Below are 18,510 nucleotides of genomic sequence, written 5' to 3' on the forward strand. Positions count from 1 at the left end.
ATTTATCCCCGATGGGCTGCGAAGCGGCCCCAGCTTTTACTTAAACCAGAGGACTGCTGCGCAGCCCATCGGGGATAAATCCCCTCGCCACAAGGTATGATTCGACAATACTGAAGCCGCAATCTTCAGGAGTTTCCCCAATGCCCACCATCGAACTGCACCCCGCCCACCGCGACGAACTGCAAACCATCGAAAACCTGATGCAGTTCTACATGTACGACTTCAGCCAATGGCTACCACTGAAACTCGGCGAACATGGCTTCTTCAGTATTCAGCCGAAAGACGACTACTGGCGCAATCCAGCTACCCAACCTTTCCTGATCCGCATCGACGGCGAACTGGCCGGGTTCGTGATCGTCGACAATGACACCCGCATCGACGGCACTGAATACAACATCAGCTACCTCTTCCTCACCCGACGCTTCCGTGGCCAAGGCGTCGCGCAGTTTGTCGTCTCTGCCCTCTTGAGTCGTTTGCCCGGTCAGTGGCAGATTTTTCATATCGACGCCAACCTGCCTGCACGGCACTTCTGGGCCCGGTTGATCCCCAAATTGAGCGGTGGTGAGTTCGTCCGCCAGCAGCGTTCGGTCGACAGTTATCCCTGCACCTTCTACATCTTTCACAGCCCCGCGTCCGTTGCCTGAACGGAACTTTTCTCATTCCAAAACAGCTTTGTCCGACAATATGTAGTGATCAAAAATAATCACTACAAAACCGTTGACGGCGTCGTTTTGCTTTTGCATGATGAAGACGTTCCCCGATCGGGAACATCGGTAACACGCTTGAGCAAACTCGTCTGACCGCCGAGTTGTTTTTTCCGGATACACGCTGCCCACAAGGCAGATTGAAGAAGCTGACCTGGCCTGAACGTCCAGTACAAGGACGAGAAGCGCTGGCGAAAATTCTCAAGATGCTTGTGGTCGACCCTGAAAACGTCGTCAAGGAGCCTCCCGGTTTTCGCTGCTTCTCCTCGTTGTGACGCTATTGCGTAGCAGTTATTCAACACGACTACATGCAACAGACGCATGACCCCGTACTTCTCACGGGCGACCGCTGACGTCCTGGTTTCGGTGCCAGGGATCAACTAACCGATGGGCTACCTGTATTAGCGAATCAACTTTGAAAGATCACCAGACTGGTCAAGGGGCAAACATCATGAATCTGAACAATCAACCTACTATCGAAGAACTGGCTCGTATGTTCGCGGCGCAAAAAGACAGCCACGACAGCCACATTCTCTGGATCAGCAAGTCGGGTCAGGTGCATATCGACTGCCTGTCGCCCCACGCTGGTGAAGAAGAATTCGACCGCAACAACCAGAACCTGCTGGCCCGCCTGAAGATGTACCGCCGTGGCCACGGTTATGTCGGCAAAAAAGCCGCGGCCGATAAAGACTTCATCGGCAATGTGCTGCAGACGCTGAAACAGGCGTGGGATTCGATGCAGAACAAGAATGAAGTTCGGGTGATTGACCGGTTTTGCTGAGTTACAACTTCAATCAATAAAAGGGCCTGCTTCCAAAAGAAGCAGGCCCTTTTTATTGCTCCCTGAAACTGCACTGTAGGAGCTGCCGAAGGCTGCGATCTTTTGATCTTGTTTTTTAGATCAAGATCAAAAGATCGCAGCCTTCGGCAGCTCCTACAGAGGGATATTGAGTTCCAGCACCAGATTCATGAACGCCACTGCCGCCGCACTGTGGTAATTATTGCGCCGCCGCAACAACGCCGCTCCACGCTGCGGCGCTTCATGCTCGACGCTCAAGCGACGCAACGCGCGGTCTTCGGTCGCAATCGCCTCGGGCAACATCGTCGCCATCGGCGCATGTCGCACCACCTCCAGCAACGTGCTCACCGAGTTCACCTCGATTCGCACCTGCGGCGTGATCCCTAACTGACGAAAATATTCATCGATTGATAACCGGGTAATGAAGTCCGGTGCCAGCAAGGCGAAATCCAGCTGTGCAAGGTCACTCGACGTCAGTACCCCGCTGCTGTCGTACAGCGGGTGCTCGCGCCCGACCATGATCCCCAGGGTTTCGGTAAACGCCGGAATGCACTCGAGATCGGGGTGGCGCACCGGGGTAAAGGCAATCGCGATGTCCAGCGAATCGTCCGCCAGTCCCGCCTCGATATCGTCCATCGACAGCTCGAGAATCTGCAGATGGATACCCGGGTAGCGCGCCGCGAAATCACGCACCAACGGCCCGACCAGATACGCCATGAAGGTCGGGGTCATGGCCAGACGCAGGTTGCCACGGGACAGATCCTTCACGTCATGCAATGCCCGCTTGCCCGCCTCCAGCTCCACCAGCACCCGCCGCGCACACTCAATGTAAGCCTCGCCGGCATCGGTGGCCTTGACCGTGCGCGAAGTGCGATCGAACAGGGCCACCCCCAGAGTTTCCTCAAGTTGGCGGATCTGTTGCGACAAGGTCGGCTGCGACACGTGCAACGCCTCCGCCGCCCGGGTAAATCCGCCGTGGTCGGCCACGGCCAGCAGATAACGCAAATGTCGCAACAGCATCGGGCTCACCATCTATAGGCAGGACTTATGCGAAGCATTGTATATCGGTCTTGGACGCTATGGATCAATCGGCAGAAGATGGCTCCCACACCGCAAGCCAACCTTGAAAGGAGTGACACCATGCAACAGTCCCACGCTTACAACGATGCCAGCCTGGCCCTGACCACCCGCATTCTCGACATCAAGGCCCGCAAAAATCTGTCGTGGCAGGATCTGGCCGACGACACCGGCCTGAGCCTGGCCTACGTCACCGCTGCCCTGCTCGGCCAGCACCCTTTGCCGCAAGACGCCGCGCAAGTGGTCGGCGCCAAGCTTGAACTGGACGCCGACGCCGTTGCCGCCCTGCAGATCATCCCGTTGCGCGGCAGCCTCAGCGGCGTGCCGACCGACCCGACCATCTACCGCTTCCACGAGATGATCCAGATCTACGGCACCACCCTCAAAGCCCTGGTCCACGAGCAGTTCGGTGACGGCATCATCAGCGCCATCAACTTCAAGCTCGACATCAAGAAAGTCGAAGACCCGGAGGGCGGCTCCCGCGCCGTGGTCACCCTCGACGGCAAGTTCCTGCCACTGCGTCCGTTCTGATCCACCCGGCCCGCACCTGAGGTGCGGGCCCATCCAAACCCGAATTGCCAAGTCGTCACCACATCCGCCTGGAGGCTGCCCCATGCACAAAATTCTGTTGACCCTGACCCTGCTCGCCGGCCTCGCCGCCCAGGCCCAGGCTGATGAAGAGGCCATTGCCTACCGCTACGGCATGGCGCTGGATATTGCTGAAGTCGTGAACATCACCCCGGTCGCCGACGTCTGCGGCGTTGTACCGGTCGAGATGACCTACCTCGACAGCCACGGCGCAAAACACATTCTTCAATACAGCGAATTCGGCACCGGCTGTTCGAACTGAAAGGACAACACCATGAAAAACCTGATCGAAGGCTTCCTGAAGTTCCAGAACGAGGCGTTTCCGCAACGCACCGAACTGTTCAAACACTTGGCGACCACTCAAACCCCGGGCACCTTGTTCATCACCTGTTCCGACAGCCGCGTCGTCCCGGAACTGCTGACCCAGCAAGAACCCGGCGAGCTGTTCGTGATCCGCAACGCGGGCAATATCGTGCCGTCCTACAGCCCGCATCCGGGCGGGGTGTCGGCGACGGTGGAATATGCGGTGGCGGTGCTTGGGGTGACTGACATCGTGATCTGCGGCCACTCCGATTGCGGCGCGATGACCGCGATTGCCCAATGCAAATGCATGGATCACCTGCCCGCCGTCAGCGGCTGGCTGCAACATGCCGAGTCGGCGAAAGTGGTGAACGAGGCACGACCGCACGCCAATGACGCGGCGAAATTGAGTGCGATGGTGCGGGAAAATGTGATCGCGCAACTGGCGAACATTCAGACCCACCCAAGCGTGCGCCTGGCCCAGGAAAAAGGCCTGCTGAACCTGCATGGCTGGGTCTATGACATCGAGACCGGGTCAATCGATGCGCTGGCGGCGGATCGCCGTACGTTTGTGCCGCTGGCTGAGCAACCGGCGACTTGCGCCATTCAGGCAAACGCCAGCGCAGCCGCCTGATACAAATCCGCTGAGGTGAAGAGGAACTTGTGGCGAGGGGATTTATCCCCGATGGACTGCGCAGCAGGCCCGGTCTCTTGGGGCCGCTTCGCGCCCCATCGGGGATAAATCCCCTCGCCACAGGGCCGGTGTGCATCAATCGGGATAAGGCGTTTTCAGCGTTTTACGCTGAGGTCGATCTGGGTCATACGGCTACGCACCGTAAACACCCCATCCCCCGAAAGAATCGCACTGCGCGCAAACAGGCGCCCGCTCTCCCAGTTCGAAAGCCCCAGTTCCGGCTTGTTCAGCGCGTACTGCCCATCGACCCAACGGGTAATCCCGTTGCCCACAAACGGCGCGTTCACCGCGTTGTAGAAACGCTCCTGGGCCGCCGCATCCTCGCTGATCAGCGACACCGTGAACTGCGGGCTGTAGCGGTTGAACAGCGCGATCGCCTGATCCAGATCATCGACGATCATCAGACTGACTTCCGGGGTTTCTTCCCATTCCCACTCGCGGCCCAAATCGGATTCCGCCAGCGCCTCGGCCAAGGCCTCAGTCTGATAACCCTCGGCGCGATAGACCTCGACCGTCGCGTTCTGCCACTCGGCCGGCAGATAGCTTTCACTGCCGGCGACGATGTGCAGTTTGCAGCCCTGCCCGCGTGCTGTGCCCGCTTGTTTGAGCGCATCGAGGAACAACGGCAGCAGTTCGGCGACACGGTCGCGTTGAATCAGGCAAACGTTCAGCGTGTTGCAGACCTTGCGATCCAGCGAGTTGCGCACCACGGCGGCGAAGCGTGTGGCATCGGCATCACGATCGGCAATCAGCCATGCGCCGCCAGTGCCGTGCAGGCTGACCGCCGTGCCCGCCTGCTGGGCGATGCTGCCCAATTGGCTGACGGCACGCCCCGAACCCCGGGCCACCGCCAGCGACAGACGCCGGTCGGCGAACATCGCCCAACCGGCGGCGTGATTGACGCTTTCCACCAGCGACACCGCCCCCACCGGCAGACCGGCATCGGCCAGCGCCGGGTTCAGCGCGTGAGTGACGATCGCTTGCGCGGTGCCCAACGCATCGCTGCCGATGCGCAGCACCGCGGTGTTGCCAGTGCGCAGTACGCCGGCGGCATCGGCGAACACGTTCGGCCGCCCTTCAAACACGAACGCCACAATGCCCAGCGGCGACACCACTTGTTCGACTTTCCAGCCGTCGTGTTCGACGCTGCTGATGACCTTGCCGCGCGTGGCCGGCGCATCCCGCCAGGCGCGCAGACCGGCGATCATGTCACGGCGCATGCGCTCGTCGGCGAGCAGCCGGGTAGTGGAGCGACCACGGGCCTTGGCGCGTTCGATGTCGGCCAGGTTTGCCGCTTCGATCAGGCTCCAGCATTCCGGGGTTTCCAGACGTTGGGCGAACAGATCGAAGAAACGACTGATGGCTTGGTCGGTCACCGCCGACAAAGCAGTGAAAGCCGCTTCAGCCCGTTCGATGGCCACCGCAGCGGCCTGTTGATCGACCACAGGAATCAGCAACAGCTCGCCACTCACCTGCTCGACCAAAAGGTGGTCACCGGGCTGAAACCGCGCCGCCAGTTCGGGGCTGACCACGGTCACGCGGTTACCAGCGAAAGGGATCGGCGTGCCGGCGACTAGACGTTCGAGCGCAAGAGACATGAAGCGGATTCACCATATGAGGGGCGGCCGGAAAATGTAGCGGATTCTGCGCTGAAACACACCTTCTACAAACACCAGCTCCCACAAAGTTTTGCAGTGTTTGAAAGATCGGGTCAGAAGACTGACCAGCCAATCCGCGAACTGAGCATCTCCAGCGCCGCCATCCCCGCCAGCGAGTTGCCGGCAGCATTGAGTTCCGGCGACCACACGCACACGCTGAATTGCCCCGGCACCACCGCGACAATCCCGCCGCCGACCCCGCTCTTGCCCGGCAGGCCGACGCGATAGGCGAAATTGCCGGCCTCGTCGTACAAACCGCTGGTGGCCATGATCGAGTTGACCTGCTGGGTCTGGCGACGGGTGAGGATCTGTTCGCCGCTGTGCTTGCAGAACCCGTCGTTGGCGAGGAAGCAGAACGCCCGCGCCAGGTCGATACAGTTCATGCGCAACGCGCAGTGGCTGAAGTAGCTGCGCAATACCGCTTCGACGTCGTTGTGGAAGTTGCCGAACGATTGCATCAGGTACGCCATGGCCGCGTTGCGGGCGCGGTGCTGGTATTCGGATTCGGCGACTTTGCCGTCGACGATCACCTGCGGATTGCCCGACAGGCGCCGCACGAAATCACGCATCGACAGGGCCGGCGCGGCGAAACGCGACTGGTTGATGTCGCAGATCACCAGCGCCCCGGCGTTGATGAACGGATTACGGGGGCGCCCGCGCTCGAACTCCAGCTGCACCAGCGAGTTGAACGGCTGGCCGGACGGCTCGTGCCCCAGACGCTCCCAAATCGCCTCGCCGGAATGCTCGATGGCCTGCACCAGGCTGAACACCTTGGAAATACTCTGCACCGAGAACGGCGTCTCGGCATCGCCGGCGCAATACATTTCGCCGTCGTTGCCGTACACGGCGATGCCCAGTTGATTGGCCGGCACGGTGCCGAGGGCGGGAATGTAGTCAGCCACTTTGCCCTGCCCGATCAGGGGCCGGACAGCGTCAAGAATCTCGTTCAACAGCGCTTGCATGCCGGGTTCCGAAGTCTCGCCCCATGGGATTGCGGGGACACTGGGGCTAGACGCTGCGCAAGCTTGCGGAATCACACAAACCCTGTAGGAGCTGCCGCAGGCTGCGATCTTTTGATCTTGATTTTGAAAGGCAAAATTAAAAGATCGCAGCCTGCGGCAGCTCCTACAGAGATCGGTCAGTGTGCCCCGTCGAGCCCGGCGAGCAGCGCACTGTCGCGGCTGTAGATATCCGGCGCATAACGCACCTGCCCATCCTTGCCGACCTGCGCCGTCCAGTAGGTCATCAGGATCGGCACCGGGGCCGACAGGCGGAATTCGTGGGTGCTGCCGGTGGCGAGCAACGTGTCGGTACGCGTACGTTCCGCCGGGGTCAACAGCAGGTCGCGCAGTTGCATCGGGTGCTCGACCCGCACACAGCCCGAGCTGAAAGCGCGCGGGCCTTTGTCGAACAGGGCCTTGCTCGGCGTATCGTGCAAGTACACGGCGAACGGGTTGGGGAAGCGGATCACCAGTTGCCCCAGCGGATTCCGCGGCCCGGCCTCCTGGCGCAGCATGATGTTGCCGGGATTGTCCCAGTCGATATCCGCCGCGGCCAACGGCTGGCCATGGGCGTCGAGGACTTGCAGGTTCTGCCGGCTGAGGAAGGTCTGATCCTTGCGGATCGCCGGCAGTTTGTCTTCTTTCCAGATGGTCGGCGGCACGGTCCAGGTCGGGTTCAGGGTCAGGCGCGTGACCCGGGATTTGAGCAGCGGGGTCTGCCGTTCGGCGCGACCGACCTGGGTACGGGTCTGCCAGACCGGCACGCCGCCCTGATACAGGGTCAGTTCGGCGGCGGCGACGTTAACGAGCAAGCCATTGGGCTCCATGTCCTGCGCCAGCCAGCGGAAGCGTTCGAGGTTGACTCGCAACTGCTCGCGGCGCGTCAGCGGGCTGATGTTGAGCTCGGCAATCGTCCCCGGCCCGACTACCCCGTCGGCCTGCAATGAATGGTTGGCCTGAAAGCTCTTCACCGCTTCCACCAGCACACCCTCATAGGCATTGCCGGGCGTGCCGGTGACGTGGGTCAGATAGCCCTCGTTGAACAGCCGCTGGGCCAGTTCCGGCACGCGTTTGTCCTCCATCGCCGGGCGCAGCAGCGGGCCGTTGCCCACCGCCTGCCAGTGCGGCAAGGCCTGCAGCCGTTGGCTGGCATAGAGATGACGCAGGCTTTGATACTGCGCCAGACGCGGACGCGCCAGATCGAACGCGGCTTTGATGTCGTGCAGGCCGGGTACCGCGATCGCCAGCAATTCCGCCTGACGATCACGCGGGGTGTCATCGGCATGCCACAGCGGCTCGAAATGCGACTGCAACAGACGCCCGAAATGCAGGTCTTGCAGCGCTTGCAGATAAAAGCGGCTGATGTCGATATCGGCACACAACTCGCCGTCCTGCGGTGGATTGACGGCCACCGGATAGCGCTTGGGATTGAGGCCATCGTCGGCCAACAACTGCAACTGCGCACGCAAGGCCGGCAAACGCCCGGACTCGCTGGCCCACACCGGCAGCCAGTCCTGCTGCTGGTAGAACGCTTGCAGTTGCGCCAGCGCCGGACCACTCAGCTGTGCGGCAATCGCCGGGCATGCCTGAGGCAAACCGATCAGCACCGCTTGCAGCGGACTTTGTGGTTCGACCGGCATTTGCGCCGGCGGCGTCGGCAGGGTCTGCAACGGCGGCAAGGGTTCATCGGCACAAGCGACAAACGGCGCAGCGAGCAAACAAATGCTCAAGTAGCATGCGTACTTTTTGAACAACTGCTTTACTCCAATCCGTGGCCGTCTCATTGACGGTCAACCTTACATCAGGTGCGCTGAACAGTCAGGCTCGAAACAGGGGTCTGTCGGGTATGACTGGGAGTCAGGAGCCAAAGTGCCAAATAAGTAGCCAGTGAGGACACTGTATAAATGTTGACGTTTTTGCGCCGACTTCTGCTGACCAGCGCGACCCTCGTCGCCGTGAGCAGCCCAGCTTTCGCCGCCGGCAAGCCATCGCCGGTTCTCTTCACCAGCCTCGCGCACGCCGCGCCGGAACTCAATCCCCAAGCGCTCAAAGGCGCCTTGAACGCCATGCAATGCGCGGTCAACAATGGCGCGCGCCCCTCACGCCATCTGGCGATCATCGATTACTCGCAACCCTCCACCGCGCGCCGGCTGTGGATCTTCGACCTGAGCAGACAGAAACTGGTGCTGCGCGACCTGGTCGCCCACGGTTCGAATTCCGGGGAAAACTTCGCCACTCAGTTCTCCAATCGCGAAGGCAGCTACCAGTCCAGCCTCGGGCTGTTCCGCACCCAGGAAAGTTACGAGGGAACCCATGGTTATTCGCTGCGCATGGACGGTCTGGAGCCGGGCTTCAATGATCTGGCCCGCGACCGCGCCATCGTGATCCACGCCGCCGACTACGTGAATCCGCTGTGGAGCAAGCGTCAAGGCCGAATCGGTCGCAGCCAGGGTTGCCCGGCGGTGCGTCCGCAAGTGGCAAGGCAGGTGATCGACAAACTCAAGGACGGCCAGTTCATGTTCTCCTGGTACCCGGATCAGCGCTGGCTGAAGTCCTCGCCGTACCTCAACTGCCAGCCACAACAGGTGGCGAGTATCTTGAGTAGCCACGCCAGCTGACGATCAGGGCCATGGCCATCAGCGCCGCCGCAACCCCGAACGTGCAGTGCAAGCCACTGCCGATGACCTCGGCCGGGGCTTGCGTCGGGTTGCCGGTAGCGGAGGCAAACACCGCGCCCATGACCGCCGCGCCGGTGATCAGTCCGAGATTGCGCGACAGCCCGAGCAAAGCCGACACCACGCCGCGCTGATCCTGACTGACCGTCGCCATCAACCCGGTATTGTTCGCCGCCTGAAACAACGCGTAACTGCTGGCAATCACCGCCATCGGCAACAGATACCCCGGCAGGCCGAGACGCATCGGCAACAACGCCAACAAGCTGCAACCCCCGACCATCCCGAGCAACGCCCCCGGCACCACACGCCGCGCACCGAAGCGATCCACCAGACGCCCGGCCGGCACCCCGCCACACGCGGCCAGCAGCGGCCCGACTGACAACGCCAGGCCGACCACGGTGCTGCCCAGCCCCAGGCCTCGGCTCAGGTAAAACGGCCCGACCACCAGCGTGGTCATCATCACCGTCGTCACCAGCAATGTCAGCGCAAGACTGCTGCTCAGACGCGCATCGCTGAAGAGAGACAAACGAATCAGCGGCGCTCTGGCTTTGATCTCGACCGCAATAAACAGCCCCGCCCCGCCTACGCTCGACAGCAGCAACACCAGGGTGAATCCATCCAGCGTCATCGCCAGCGCATAGGCCGCCAGCGTCAAGACCAACACTGCGCTGCCGAGATAATCAAACGCAACACCCGCCCGCACCGGCCGATCCGCCGGCAGATAGCGATAAACCAGCCACGCGTTGAGCAGGCCCAAGGGCACGTTGAGGACAAAGATCGACGGCCAGCCAACCTGCGCGATCAGCAGACCACCCAGTGACGGCCCGAGGCTGGTACCGGTGGCCGACATCGTCGCGAGCAGGCCCATCGCACTGCCCGCCCGCGTTTTGGGCACCGCATCAGCCACCAGCGCCACGGTCAAGGCGAACATGATTGCCGCGCCCAGGCCCTGCACGGCCCGCGCGCCGATCAACCAGCCAAGCCCCGGAGCCAGTGCGCAACACAACGACGCACTGGTAAAAATGCCAATGCCGATCAACAGCAATCGCCGCCGCCCGAACACATCGCCCAGACGCCCGACGCTGACAATCAACGTGGTGACCGCCAGCAGATACGCCAGCACGATCCATTGCACCTGTTGAAACGTCGCATCGAACGCGGCGGCCAGGGTGGGTAATCCGGCGTTGGCGATGCTGGTGTCCAGCGACGGCATCAACATCGACAGCGCCAGGCTGGTCAGCGCCCAGCGGGCTTGAGGGGGCAAGGGGGATCCGGGCATTGGGCGCTCCTGGTGCGAAGGTCAGACGGCATAGCCTGAGTCTCGACAAGGCAGGGCGCAAGACGCATGCTTTGCACTTGATACCTGCATGGAACGCCATGTCATGAGCGCACCGGACCTTAACCTGTTGATCACCCTTGACGTACTGCTGCGCGAAGGCAGCGTCGCCCGCGCCGCGCAAATTCTGCAGCTGAGCCCGTCGGCCATGAGCCGTGCGCTGACCCGGCTGCGCGAGACCACCGGCGACCCGTTGCTGGTGCGCGCCGGGCGTGGCCTGGTGCCGACCCCGCGTGCGCTGGAGTTGCGTGAGCGGGTCAGCACGCTGGTGCAGGAAGCCGAGGCCGCTTTGCGCCCCGCCGAGATTCTCGACCCCGGCCAGTTGCAGCGCACCTTTACCCTGCGCAACACCGACGGTTTTGTTGAAACCTTCGCCGCCGCCCTGCTCGCGCGCATCGCCGAAGAAGCACCCGGCGTGCGCCTGCGCTTTGTGCAGAAGGCCGACAAGGACAGCACCCTTCTACGTGAAGGCAGGGTGGATCTGGAGACCGGTGTGGTCGATGACAGCACCGACCCGGCGCTGCACAGCCGTATCCTGTTTCAGGATCACTGGATTGGTGTAGTTCGTGAGGGCCATCCATTGAGTGCGGGCAAGATCAGCAGCAAACGCTTCGCCGGCGGCCAGCACATTCTCATCTCACGTCGCGGGCGCAGCAGCGGCCCGGTGGACGAAGCGTTGCTGGCTGCGGGTCTGACGCGGGATATCGTTACTTCATTCGGCGGGTTTTCGGCGGCGCTGACGCTGGTCCGCGAATCAGACCTGATCGCCACGGTTCCAGAGCGTCACACCAGCAAGCTGCGCATGGGTCTGCACAGCTTCGCCCTGCCCTTCAGGATGCCGCCGATCAGCGTATCGATGCTCTGGCACCCGCGCATGGACGCCGACCCGGCGCACCGCTGGTTGCGCAATTGCGTACGGGAAGTCTGCGTCTAACGCGCATCGCCGCCGGCCGGTTTATAGAACAGGAATTTGCCGACCGCGGCGGTCTTTTTGTACTCCTTGGCCCAACTCGGGTGCACGTTGCGATCATGAAAGTACAACGCGCCACGGGTGCGATCCGGCAACTGGCGGTTGAGCGCCTTGCCGGCGATGTCCTTGGCCAAGGTGTATTCAGCGTCTTCCTTGACCTGATCGGCCTTGCCATCGCACCACCAGGAAAACTGGCAACTCTTGGTTTCCGACCCTTGTTTGACCACTGCACACACGGTGTCGGGAAAGCCATCATGGCCCAGGCGGTTCATCACCACGCTGGCCACGGCCTGCATTTCCGCAGTGTCGCGCCCCTTGGCTTCCCAGTAGATACTACGTGCCAGGCAGGTGATCGGATCGTCCAGCGGCGCGGTGCCGGCGGGGTCCACGGCTTGTACTTCAGTCGGTGTGATCGCTTCGGATTTGGGTGCCGGCGCCGCGCTGACTTTGTCAGCGGCTTTCTCTTCCAGCACCTGAGCTTTTTCTTCGGCCTTGGCCTTGATCGGGGCCTGATCGGTGGCCATCACCACACCGGCCATCAGGGTTACTGCGAAACAGCCAGCCAACCATTTCAATCCCATGTCAGTTCTTCCGGCAGCGCCCGTTCCGGGCAAGGTGTTTCGTGGGGGAGACGCCCGGTTCCCGGGGCCTTCGGAGAGTGTAGACGGCAAAGGCCGGCGTAACGTTCCGCAGAAAAACCGGCTCGATGAAGAAAAAGACATTGCACGGACCGGGGGCCTTTCGCGCATCATGAGCGCATTCCGCTCAAGGAGATTTCCATGCGTTTCATGCCATCCGTTTTGCGCTTTGCCGCGCTGTCCTTTGGGCTGGCCGTGGCCGCCTCGGCCATGGCTGCCGACGAGTCGCAACTGATCGAGTCGATCAATACTTACCGCAGCCAACCGCAGCGTTGCGGCAGCCAGGCGTCCAATGAACTGCCACCGCTGTCGGCCGACCCGCGACTGAGGCTGCCGGCCGCGGGAGCAGTCGATCTGCAACAGGCCATGGCCAGCGCCAGTTACCCGATGGTCAATGTGCAGGCGATCACCCTCAACGGCCCGCGCGATGCGGCGTCGGCGATGAAGGCGATTGAGGAGAGCTTCTGTCAGGTGGTGCTGGATCCGCAGTTCGTCGATGTCGGCGTGAGCCGCGCCGATCGCGACTGGCGCATAGTGCTGGCACGACCACTGCTGTCGGCAAAACTCGGGGATGCGCAGAGCGAAGGCCAGAAGTTGCTTGAACAACTCAACGCCGCTCGCGCCCAGCCACGTCAATGCGGCGGCCAGGCCTTTGCCGCCGCGGCACCATTGGCCTGGAGTGCAAGCCTGGGCAGCATCGCTCAGGATCACAGCCGCGACATGGCCAACAACAATTACTTCGACCACAAGGACCGTGACGGCCGCACCCCGGGCGACCGCGCCGAACTGGCCGGCTACGGCGGCCAACTGGTTGGCGAAAACATCGCCGCCGGGCAAGATACCGTGCGCAAGGTCGTCGACGGCTGGCTTGCCAGCTCCGGTCACTGCGCCAACCTGATGAACCCACAATACAAGGAACTCGGCGCCGCCTACGCGACCGACCCGAAAAGCAGCGCCGGCATTTACTGGACCGCGATGTTTGGCGCGCCATAACCCTGATTGATGGAACATCAGCGGTCACAGCTGACAGTGGATGTACTCTGACAATGGTGGCGACTGCACGGGCGCCTTCACGAGCACGCCCACTGTCGGCGTTCAACCCGGATCGTCGTCTCGGTGAACTATCAGTTCATCATCGAGCGCATCAATCAGCCATTCACTAATAGTGATTGGACGCTTGCCAACGTTGCCCCTAACCTGCGTGCACTCCATTCTTTCCGCTCAATGCGGCTTCTCTACTCCTGCAAGGCTGTCATGTCAGAGCGTGTCTTGATCGATGGTTACAACCGCCGCGTCGACTATCTGCGCATGTCGGTTACCGACCGCTGCGACTTCCGCTGCGTGTATTGCATGGCTGAGGACATGCAGTTTCTGCCGCGCCAGCAAGTGCTGACGCTGGAGGAGATCTATCAACTGGCGCAGAGCTTCGTGGCGCTGGGCACGCGCAAGATTCGCCTGACCGGCGGCGAGCCGCTGATCCGTCCGGGCGTCGTCAAACTGTGCGAACAGATCGCCGCCCTGCCCGGCCTGCGTGAGCTGTGCATGACCACCAACGGCTCGCAACTGGACAAACTCGCCGCGCCGCTGTTCGACGCCGGGGTCAGCCGCCTGAACATCAGTCTCGACAGCCTCGACCCGGATCGCTTCAAGCAAATGACCCGCACCGGTGATCTGGCGCAGGTGATCAAGGGCATCGATGCGGCGCGCAAGGCTGGTTTCACCCGAACCAAACTCAACGTGGTGGTGATGCAGGGACGCAACGATCAGGCGATCAACGATCTGGTGAGTTTCGCCATCGACCGCCAGCTCGACGTCTCGTTCATCGAGGAAATGCCGCTGGGGATCATCAGCGAACACAGTCGCGCCGAGTCGTTTTTCTCCAGTGTCCAAGTGCGCGAGAAAATCGCCGAGCGCTACACCCTGATCGATTCCGCCGAGTCGACCCAAGGCCCGTCGCGCTACTGGCGCGTGGCCGAAACACCGGACATTCGCCTGGGCTTTATCTCGCCGCACAGCCACAATTTCTGTGGCACCTGCAACCGCGTGCGGCTGACCGTCGAAGGGCGTTTGCTACTGTGTCTGGGTAACGAGCATTCGGTGGACCTCAAAGCCGTGTTGCGCGCTCATCCGGGGCAACCGCAGCGGCTGGAAAAGGCCATTATCGAGGCGATGAAACTCAAGCCGTACCGGCACAACTTCGAAGTGAACGACGACGTTCAGGTCGTGCGCTTCATGAACATGACCGGCGGTTGAGCCGCCCTCACCCTGCGTAACCGGGATCGCCCAGCATGATCATCAGACCCAAGGTCAACCAGTTCGCCATCCTCTTCACCCTCAAGGGTTCGATCGCCAAACGCATCGCCCTGCGCACGCTGATGGTCACCTTGCTGGCCTCGGCCATCGTGCTGATGGAAATGCTCCACCCGAGCAACTTCACCAAGGTCAACGCCACGCCGTTCACCTTGCTCGGCTTGTCGCTGTCGATCTTCATGAGTTTTCGCAACAACGCCTGCTACGACCGCTGGTATGAAGCGCGCAAAGCCTGGGGCGATGTGCTGGTGCACATTCGTTCGGTGATCCGCGAAACCCAGGTCATCCGCGAATCGGTGCAACGCAAGCCATTGCTGCTCAACCTCTGCGGTTTCGCCCACTCGCTGAATGCGCGGTTGCGCCGGGAAAGCGAAGCGGCGGCCAGCCGTGCGTGGATCACCCCGCAACACGATGCACAGGTGCCGGACTACAGCGGGCGCATTCTGCAGCAGGTCGGCCAACAGTGCTCCGACCTGCAACAGAGTGGCGAACTGAGCGAGTGGCGCTACATGCTGCTGGCCAATCACCTGACGAGCCTGACCCAGGCGCAAGCGGTGTGCGAACGGATCAAAAACACCCCGCTACCCTTCCCCTACACCTTGCTGCTGCACCGCACCATCTACCTGTTCTGCATTCTGTTGCCGTTCGCCATGGCCGAACCGCTGGGCTGGCTGACCCCGCTGTTTACCGCGATTGTCAGCTACACATTTTTTGGTCTGGACGCGATTGCCGACGAGCTGGAAGACCCGTTCGGTCGCGACGAAAACGACCTGGCGACCGACTCGCTGGTGCGCACCATCGAGCGCGATGTCCTCAGCGAACTGGGCGTGGCCGACCTTCCAGCAATGCTGCTGCCGGTGGACTATGTGCTGAGCTGATCTCGCTCTCCCCCGCAAGTACGGTCTGATCACTCTGACCCACCCCATGATCGATCTGCTCTATCGACGCCGTTGACCTCGGCCAACGCCTTTGAAACCATGGGCGCCAGAGCGGATCGCCAGGCTATTCAATTCTTCCGATCCGGCGCACATACCGTCAGGTGAGATCGTCGCACCTCGCGTTTTTCGTGCGCTGCGCGCCGCTGCGTCGATACTCAATCCGATTTCTCAACGAGCAGGTGCCATCGTGGACATCAAACAACTCAAGTTCCTGATCGCGCTGGACGAAACCCGACACTTCGGCCAGGCCGCCGCCCGCTGCCACATTACCCAGCCGACCCTGTCGATGCGTCTGCGCAATCTGGAAGATGAGCTGGATCTGGTGCTGGTCAATCGCGGCCAGCGCTTTGAAGGGTTTACCGAGGCCGGCGAACGAGTGCTGGCCTGGGCCCGCACGCTGCTGGCCGCGCATGACGGCCTGTTTGCCGAAGCCGCAGCGTGCCGCGGGCAACTGGTCGGCAGCCTGCGCCTGGGCCTGGTGCCGTTGAGCAACTTCAACCCGATCACTTACATCCAGAGCTTGTCCGGCACGTATCCCGAGTTGAAATTCAGTCTGTCGTCGGGGAGTTCCGACGAGATCATCGCCGAGCTTGGCAACAATCAACTGGACTTGGGCGTGTGCTACCTCGACCACGTCAACCCTAACTATTTCGATTTTTTCGAGATTGGCGAAACCCGCGTCGGGCTGCTTTACGACAACCGCCACTTCCATTTCGAAGGCTCGGACATCAGTTGGGAGGACGCCGCCGAACTGCCGCTGGGGATGATCACCACCGGCATGCATTACCGCAAATCCATCGACCTGAGTTTCCGCAGTCGCGGCCTCAATCCGCAGCCGATCCTGGAAAGCGATTCGACCTATCAGCTGTTACAGGCCATTCATCAGGGCTTCTGTTGCTCGATCATGCCGCTGGACAGCGGGCTGGAAGAACCGATCGAACACCTGTCGTTCATGCAATTGCCGGATGCCAGTGTGCTGGCACCGCTGGGGCTGGTGATGCGCAAGACCGAACCGCGTTCGGCGATTGCCGAGAAGTGCTTCGCCGAGGCACGCAAGTTGTTTGGAAAGGGCCAAGCCTGACACCACACTTGAACAAAAAACTGCTTAGATAGCGGCTCCGACAACATCCACCGCAGGCGCCGCGCTTGAACACCTCACCCGAAGATTTGCCCAGACCCGCTCCCGTAACGCTGCGCCAGGCCTGGCGCTTCTGGCTCAAGCTCGGCTGCATCGGGTTCGGCGGCCCGGCCGGGCAGATCGCGATCATGCATCAGGAACTGGTCGAGCGCCGGCGCTGGATCTCCGAGCGACGGTTTCTGCATGCGCTCAACTACTGCATGTTGCTGCCCGGCCCCGAGGCCCAGCAACTGGCGACCTACATTGGCTGGCTGTTGCATCGCACCTGGGGCGGGGTGATCGCCGGGGCGCTGTTCGTGCTGCCGTCGCTGTTTATTCTGATTGCGCTGTCGTGGCTGTACATCGCCTTCGGCGACGTGCCGGTGGTCGCCGGAATCTTCTACGGGATCAAACCGGCGGTGACCGCGATTGTCTTGCACGCGGCGCACCGCATCGGCTCGCGGGCGCTGAAAAACGCTTGGCTGTGGGCCATCGCGGGGGCGTCATTCGTGGCGATCTTCGCCTTTGATCTACCGTTCCCGCTGATCGTGCTCGGGGCGGCACTGATCGGTTATCTCGGCGGGCGACTGGCGCCACAGCGCTTCAACAACGGCGGTCAGCGCAGCAGTGCCAAATCCTTCGGCCCGGCGTTGATCGATGACGACACGCCGACGCCTGAGCATGCGCGATTCAGCCTGCCAAAGCTGTGGCGCCTGCTGTTGATCGGCGCGGCGTTATGGTGTTTGCCGATGGGCCTGCTGACCGCGCTGTTCGGCTGGGACGGCACCTTCACGCAAATGGGCTGGTTCTTCACCAAAGCCGCACTGCTGACCTTCGGTGGTGCTTACGCGGTATTGCCGTATGTCTATCAAGGCGCGGTCGGGCACTACGGCTGGCTGACGCCGACGCAGATGATCGACGGCCTCGCCCTCGGCGAAACCACACCCGGCCCGCTGATCATGGTGGTGGCGTTTGTCGGTTTCATCGGCGGTTACGTGCAACCGGCGTTCGGTGCGGAACATGCATTCGCCGCCGGTGCACTGGCGGCGACGCTGGTGACCTGGTTCACCTTCCTGCCTTCGTTTCTGTTCATCCTCGCCGGCGGGCCGCTGGTGGAATCGACCCACGACGAACTGAAATTCACCGCACCGCTGACCGCGATCACCGCGGCGGTGGTCGGGGTGATCCTCAACCTGGCGTGTTTCTTCGCTTATCACGTGTTCTGGCCGAGCGGTTTCGCCGGGCATCCGGATCTGTTTTCGATCGGGCTGGCGCTGCTGGCGGCATTGGCGCTGTTCATTTTCAAGCGCGGGGTGATCGAAGTGTTGATCGTTTGCGCCCTTGCCGGGCTGGGCTTTCACCTGCTGCGCTGAACGTCGTCCAACGGTGCCGGGGCGCAATCAGCGGTTTACACACCCGCAGATTGCCCCTTACTATCCGGGCACACCGGTCGGCGGGTCTGCCCCGCCACCGACGTTTTCCGCCAACGGAAACACGCGTTATGAGTACGTCACCACAACAACCAGAAAGGTTGAACGTCTCCGCTATGTGCGCCCTCTGTCACAGGGGCCGCGCATGAATCGCATCGTCAATCTCCCCATGGCCCTGCGCCGTTCCAAGCTGCGCCACTCCGCACGCCCGCCGGATATCGCCTGCTGATTCCGACAGTCAGAAAAGATCCATTGTGGTGAGGGGATTCATCCCC

At 61.8% G+C, this 18,510-nt stretch carries 18 protein-coding genes; 12 read left to right on the plus strand and 6 right to left on the minus strand.

The annotated features are described in order from the left end of the window. The first annotated feature begins 140 nt into the window (after positions 1–140). Positions 141–644 carry a GNAT family N-acetyltransferase gene (locus HXW87_RS19865; protein WP_239777562.1) on the plus strand — a complete coding sequence of 168 codons (504 nt, stop codon included), beginning with the start codon at positions 141–143 and terminating at the stop codon, positions 642–644. 511 nt (positions 645–1,155) lie between these two features. Beyond that, the gene (locus HXW87_RS19870; protein ID WP_047293552.1) at positions 1,156–1,485 is read left to right on the plus strand and encodes a hypothetical protein; all 330 of its coding nucleotides are present in this window, start codon (positions 1,156–1,158) and stop codon (positions 1,483–1,485) included. A 153-nt stretch (positions 1,486–1,638) separates the two neighbouring features. Here the strand turns inward: HXW87_RS19870 and cynR are convergent, their stop codons facing one another. After that, a complete protein-coding gene (cynR, locus tag HXW87_RS19875; protein ID WP_239777563.1) occupies positions 1,639–2,523 on the minus strand; it encodes a transcriptional regulator CynR in 885 nt (294 codons plus the stop codon). Between the two features lie 120 nt (positions 2,524–2,643). Here cynR and cynS point away from each other — a divergent pair, with 120 nt between their 5' ends. From cynS to HXW87_RS19890, 3 genes are all read left to right on the plus strand, one after another. Beyond that, positions 2,644–3,111: a cyanase gene (cynS, locus tag HXW87_RS19880; RefSeq protein ID WP_041073392.1), complete on the plus strand. Its 468-nt coding sequence runs from the start codon at positions 2,644–2,646 to the stop codon at positions 3,109–3,111. A gap of 82 nt (positions 3,112–3,193) precedes the next feature. Further along, positions 3,194–3,430 (plus strand): DUF2790 domain-containing protein, encoded by a 237-nt coding sequence (locus tag HXW87_RS19885; RefSeq protein WP_239777564.1) that lies wholly within the window; start codon positions 3,194–3,196, stop codon positions 3,428–3,430. A 12-nt stretch (positions 3,431–3,442) separates the two neighbouring features. Further along, a complete protein-coding gene (locus HXW87_RS19890) occupies positions 3,443–4,102 on the plus strand; it encodes a carbonic anhydrase (RefSeq protein ID WP_239777565.1) in 660 nt (219 codons plus the stop codon). Between the two features lie 155 nt (positions 4,103–4,257). Here the strand turns inward: HXW87_RS19890 and HXW87_RS19895 are convergent, their stop codons facing one another. From HXW87_RS19895 to HXW87_RS19905, 3 genes are all read right to left on the minus strand, one after another. Then, positions 4,258–5,760 carry an aldehyde dehydrogenase family protein gene (locus HXW87_RS19895; protein ID WP_239777566.1) on the minus strand — a complete coding sequence of 501 codons (1,503 nt, stop codon included), beginning with the start codon at positions 5,758–5,760 and terminating at the stop codon, positions 4,258–4,260. Between the two features lie 113 nt (positions 5,761–5,873). Further along, positions 5,874–6,782 (minus strand): glutaminase B, encoded by a 909-nt coding sequence (gene glsB, locus HXW87_RS19900; RefSeq protein ID WP_027611723.1) that lies wholly within the window; start codon positions 6,780–6,782, stop codon positions 5,874–5,876. Positions 6,783–6,958: 176 nt separating this feature from the next. Continuing rightward, positions 6,959–8,575, minus strand: a complete 1,617-nt coding sequence (locus HXW87_RS19905) for a L,D-transpeptidase family protein (RefSeq protein ID WP_239777567.1) — start codon at positions 8,573–8,575, stop codon at positions 6,959–6,961. A gap of 150 nt (positions 8,576–8,725) precedes the next feature. Between HXW87_RS19905 and HXW87_RS19910 the strand changes: the two genes are divergently transcribed. Next, positions 8,726–9,439, plus strand: coding sequence for a murein L,D-transpeptidase catalytic domain family protein (locus tag HXW87_RS19910; protein WP_145595391.1), 714 nt, complete (start codon positions 8,726–8,728; stop codon positions 9,437–9,439). Here the strand turns inward: HXW87_RS19910 and HXW87_RS19915 are convergent. Continuing rightward, positions 9,387–10,775 (minus strand): MFS transporter, encoded by a 1,389-nt coding sequence (locus HXW87_RS19915; protein ID WP_239777568.1) that lies wholly within the window; start codon positions 10,773–10,775, stop codon positions 9,387–9,389. The two genes, HXW87_RS19910 and HXW87_RS19915, sit on opposite strands and share 53 nt — an antisense overlap. A 103-nt stretch (positions 10,776–10,878) precedes the next feature. On the opposite strand from HXW87_RS19915, the gene HXW87_RS19920 reads away from it, so the two are divergent. Further along, positions 10,879–11,766, plus strand: coding sequence for a LysR family transcriptional regulator (locus HXW87_RS19920; protein ID WP_239777569.1), 888 nt, complete (start codon positions 10,879–10,881; stop codon positions 11,764–11,766). Here the strand turns inward: HXW87_RS19920 and HXW87_RS19925 are convergent. Further along, positions 11,763–12,383 carry a cell wall hydrolase gene (locus tag HXW87_RS19925; RefSeq protein ID WP_047293535.1) on the minus strand — a complete coding sequence of 207 codons (621 nt, stop codon included), beginning with the start codon at positions 12,381–12,383 and terminating at the stop codon, positions 11,763–11,765. The two genes, HXW87_RS19920 and HXW87_RS19925, sit on opposite strands and share 4 nt — an antisense overlap. 198 nt (positions 12,384–12,581) lie before the next feature. Here HXW87_RS19925 and HXW87_RS19930 point away from each other — a divergent pair, with 198 nt between their 5' ends. The 5 genes from HXW87_RS19930 (at position 12,582) to chrA (ending at position 18,178) form a co-directional block, all read left to right on the plus strand. Next, complete coding sequence (locus HXW87_RS19930; RefSeq protein ID WP_095668909.1) at positions 12,582–13,433, plus strand: CAP domain-containing protein; 852 nt, start codon at positions 12,582–12,584, stop codon at positions 13,431–13,433. A 261-nt stretch (positions 13,434–13,694) separates the two neighbouring features. Continuing rightward, a complete protein-coding gene (gene moaA / locus HXW87_RS19935) occupies positions 13,695–14,693 on the plus strand; it encodes a GTP 3',8-cyclase MoaA (protein WP_239777570.1) in 999 nt (332 codons plus the stop codon). A 35-nt stretch (positions 14,694–14,728) separates the two neighbouring features. Next, positions 14,729–15,628: a bestrophin family protein gene (locus HXW87_RS19940; RefSeq protein ID WP_239777571.1), complete on the plus strand. Its 900-nt coding sequence runs from the start codon at positions 14,729–14,731 to the stop codon at positions 15,626–15,628. A gap of 247 nt (positions 15,629–15,875) precedes the next feature. After that, on the plus strand, positions 15,876–16,769 hold the full coding sequence (locus tag HXW87_RS19945; RefSeq protein ID WP_095668906.1) for a LysR family transcriptional regulator: 894 nt from the start codon (positions 15,876–15,878) through the stop codon (positions 16,767–16,769). A 65-nt stretch (positions 16,770–16,834) separates the two neighbouring features. Continuing rightward, positions 16,835–18,178: a chromate efflux transporter gene (gene chrA / locus HXW87_RS19950; protein ID WP_239777572.1), complete on the plus strand. Its 1,344-nt coding sequence runs from the start codon at positions 16,835–16,837 to the stop codon at positions 18,176–18,178. The last annotated feature ends 332 nt before the right edge of the window (positions 18,179–18,510 follow it).

Origin of the sequence: Pseudomonas sp. Y5-11, from assembly GCF_022368695.1 — a bacterium.
In the GTDB taxonomy this organism is placed as follows: domain Bacteria; phylum Pseudomonadota; class Gammaproteobacteria; order Pseudomonadales; family Pseudomonadaceae; genus Aquipseudomonas; species Aquipseudomonas parakoreensis.

Excerpts from the sequence above, each read along its gene's own strand:
- HXW87_RS19865 (WP_239777562.1), top strand. The coding sequence starts at position 141 with ATGCCCACCATCGAACTGCACCCCGCCCACCGCGACGAACTGCAAACC.
- HXW87_RS19870 (WP_047293552.1), top strand. The coding sequence starts at position 1,156 with ATGAATCTGAACAATCAACCTACTATCGAAGAACTGGCTCGTATGTTC.
- cynR (WP_239777563.1), bottom strand. The coding sequence starts at position 2,523 with ATGCTGTTGCGACATTTGCGTTATCTGCTGGCCGTGGCCGACCACGGC.
- cynS (WP_041073392.1), top strand. The coding sequence starts at position 2,644 with ATGCAACAGTCCCACGCTTACAACGATGCCAGCCTGGCCCTGACCACC.
- HXW87_RS19885 (WP_239777564.1), top strand. The coding sequence starts at position 3,194 with ATGCACAAAATTCTGTTGACCCTGACCCTGCTCGCCGGCCTCGCCGCC.
- HXW87_RS19890 (WP_239777565.1), top strand. The coding sequence starts at position 3,443 with ATGAAAAACCTGATCGAAGGCTTCCTGAAGTTCCAGAACGAGGCGTTT.
- HXW87_RS19895 (WP_239777566.1), bottom strand. The coding sequence starts at position 5,760 with ATGTCTCTTGCGCTCGAACGTCTAGTCGCCGGCACGCCGATCCCTTTC.
- glsB (WP_027611723.1), bottom strand. The coding sequence starts at position 6,782 with ATGCAAGCGCTGTTGAACGAGATTCTTGACGCTGTCCGGCCCCTGATC.
- HXW87_RS19910 (WP_145595391.1), top strand. The coding sequence starts at position 8,726 with ATGTTGACGTTTTTGCGCCGACTTCTGCTGACCAGCGCGACCCTCGTC.
- HXW87_RS19915 (WP_239777568.1), bottom strand. The coding sequence starts at position 10,775 with ATGCCCGGATCCCCCTTGCCCCCTCAAGCCCGCTGGGCGCTGACCAGC.
- HXW87_RS19920 (WP_239777569.1), top strand. The coding sequence starts at position 10,879 with ATGAGCGCACCGGACCTTAACCTGTTGATCACCCTTGACGTACTGCTG.
- HXW87_RS19925 (WP_047293535.1), bottom strand. The coding sequence starts at position 12,383 with ATGGGATTGAAATGGTTGGCTGGCTGTTTCGCAGTAACCCTGATGGCC.
- HXW87_RS19930 (WP_095668909.1), top strand. The coding sequence starts at position 12,582 with ATGCGTTTCATGCCATCCGTTTTGCGCTTTGCCGCGCTGTCCTTTGGG.
- moaA (WP_239777570.1), top strand. The coding sequence starts at position 13,695 with ATGTCAGAGCGTGTCTTGATCGATGGTTACAACCGCCGCGTCGACTAT.
- HXW87_RS19940 (WP_239777571.1), top strand. The coding sequence starts at position 14,729 with ATGATCATCAGACCCAAGGTCAACCAGTTCGCCATCCTCTTCACCCTC.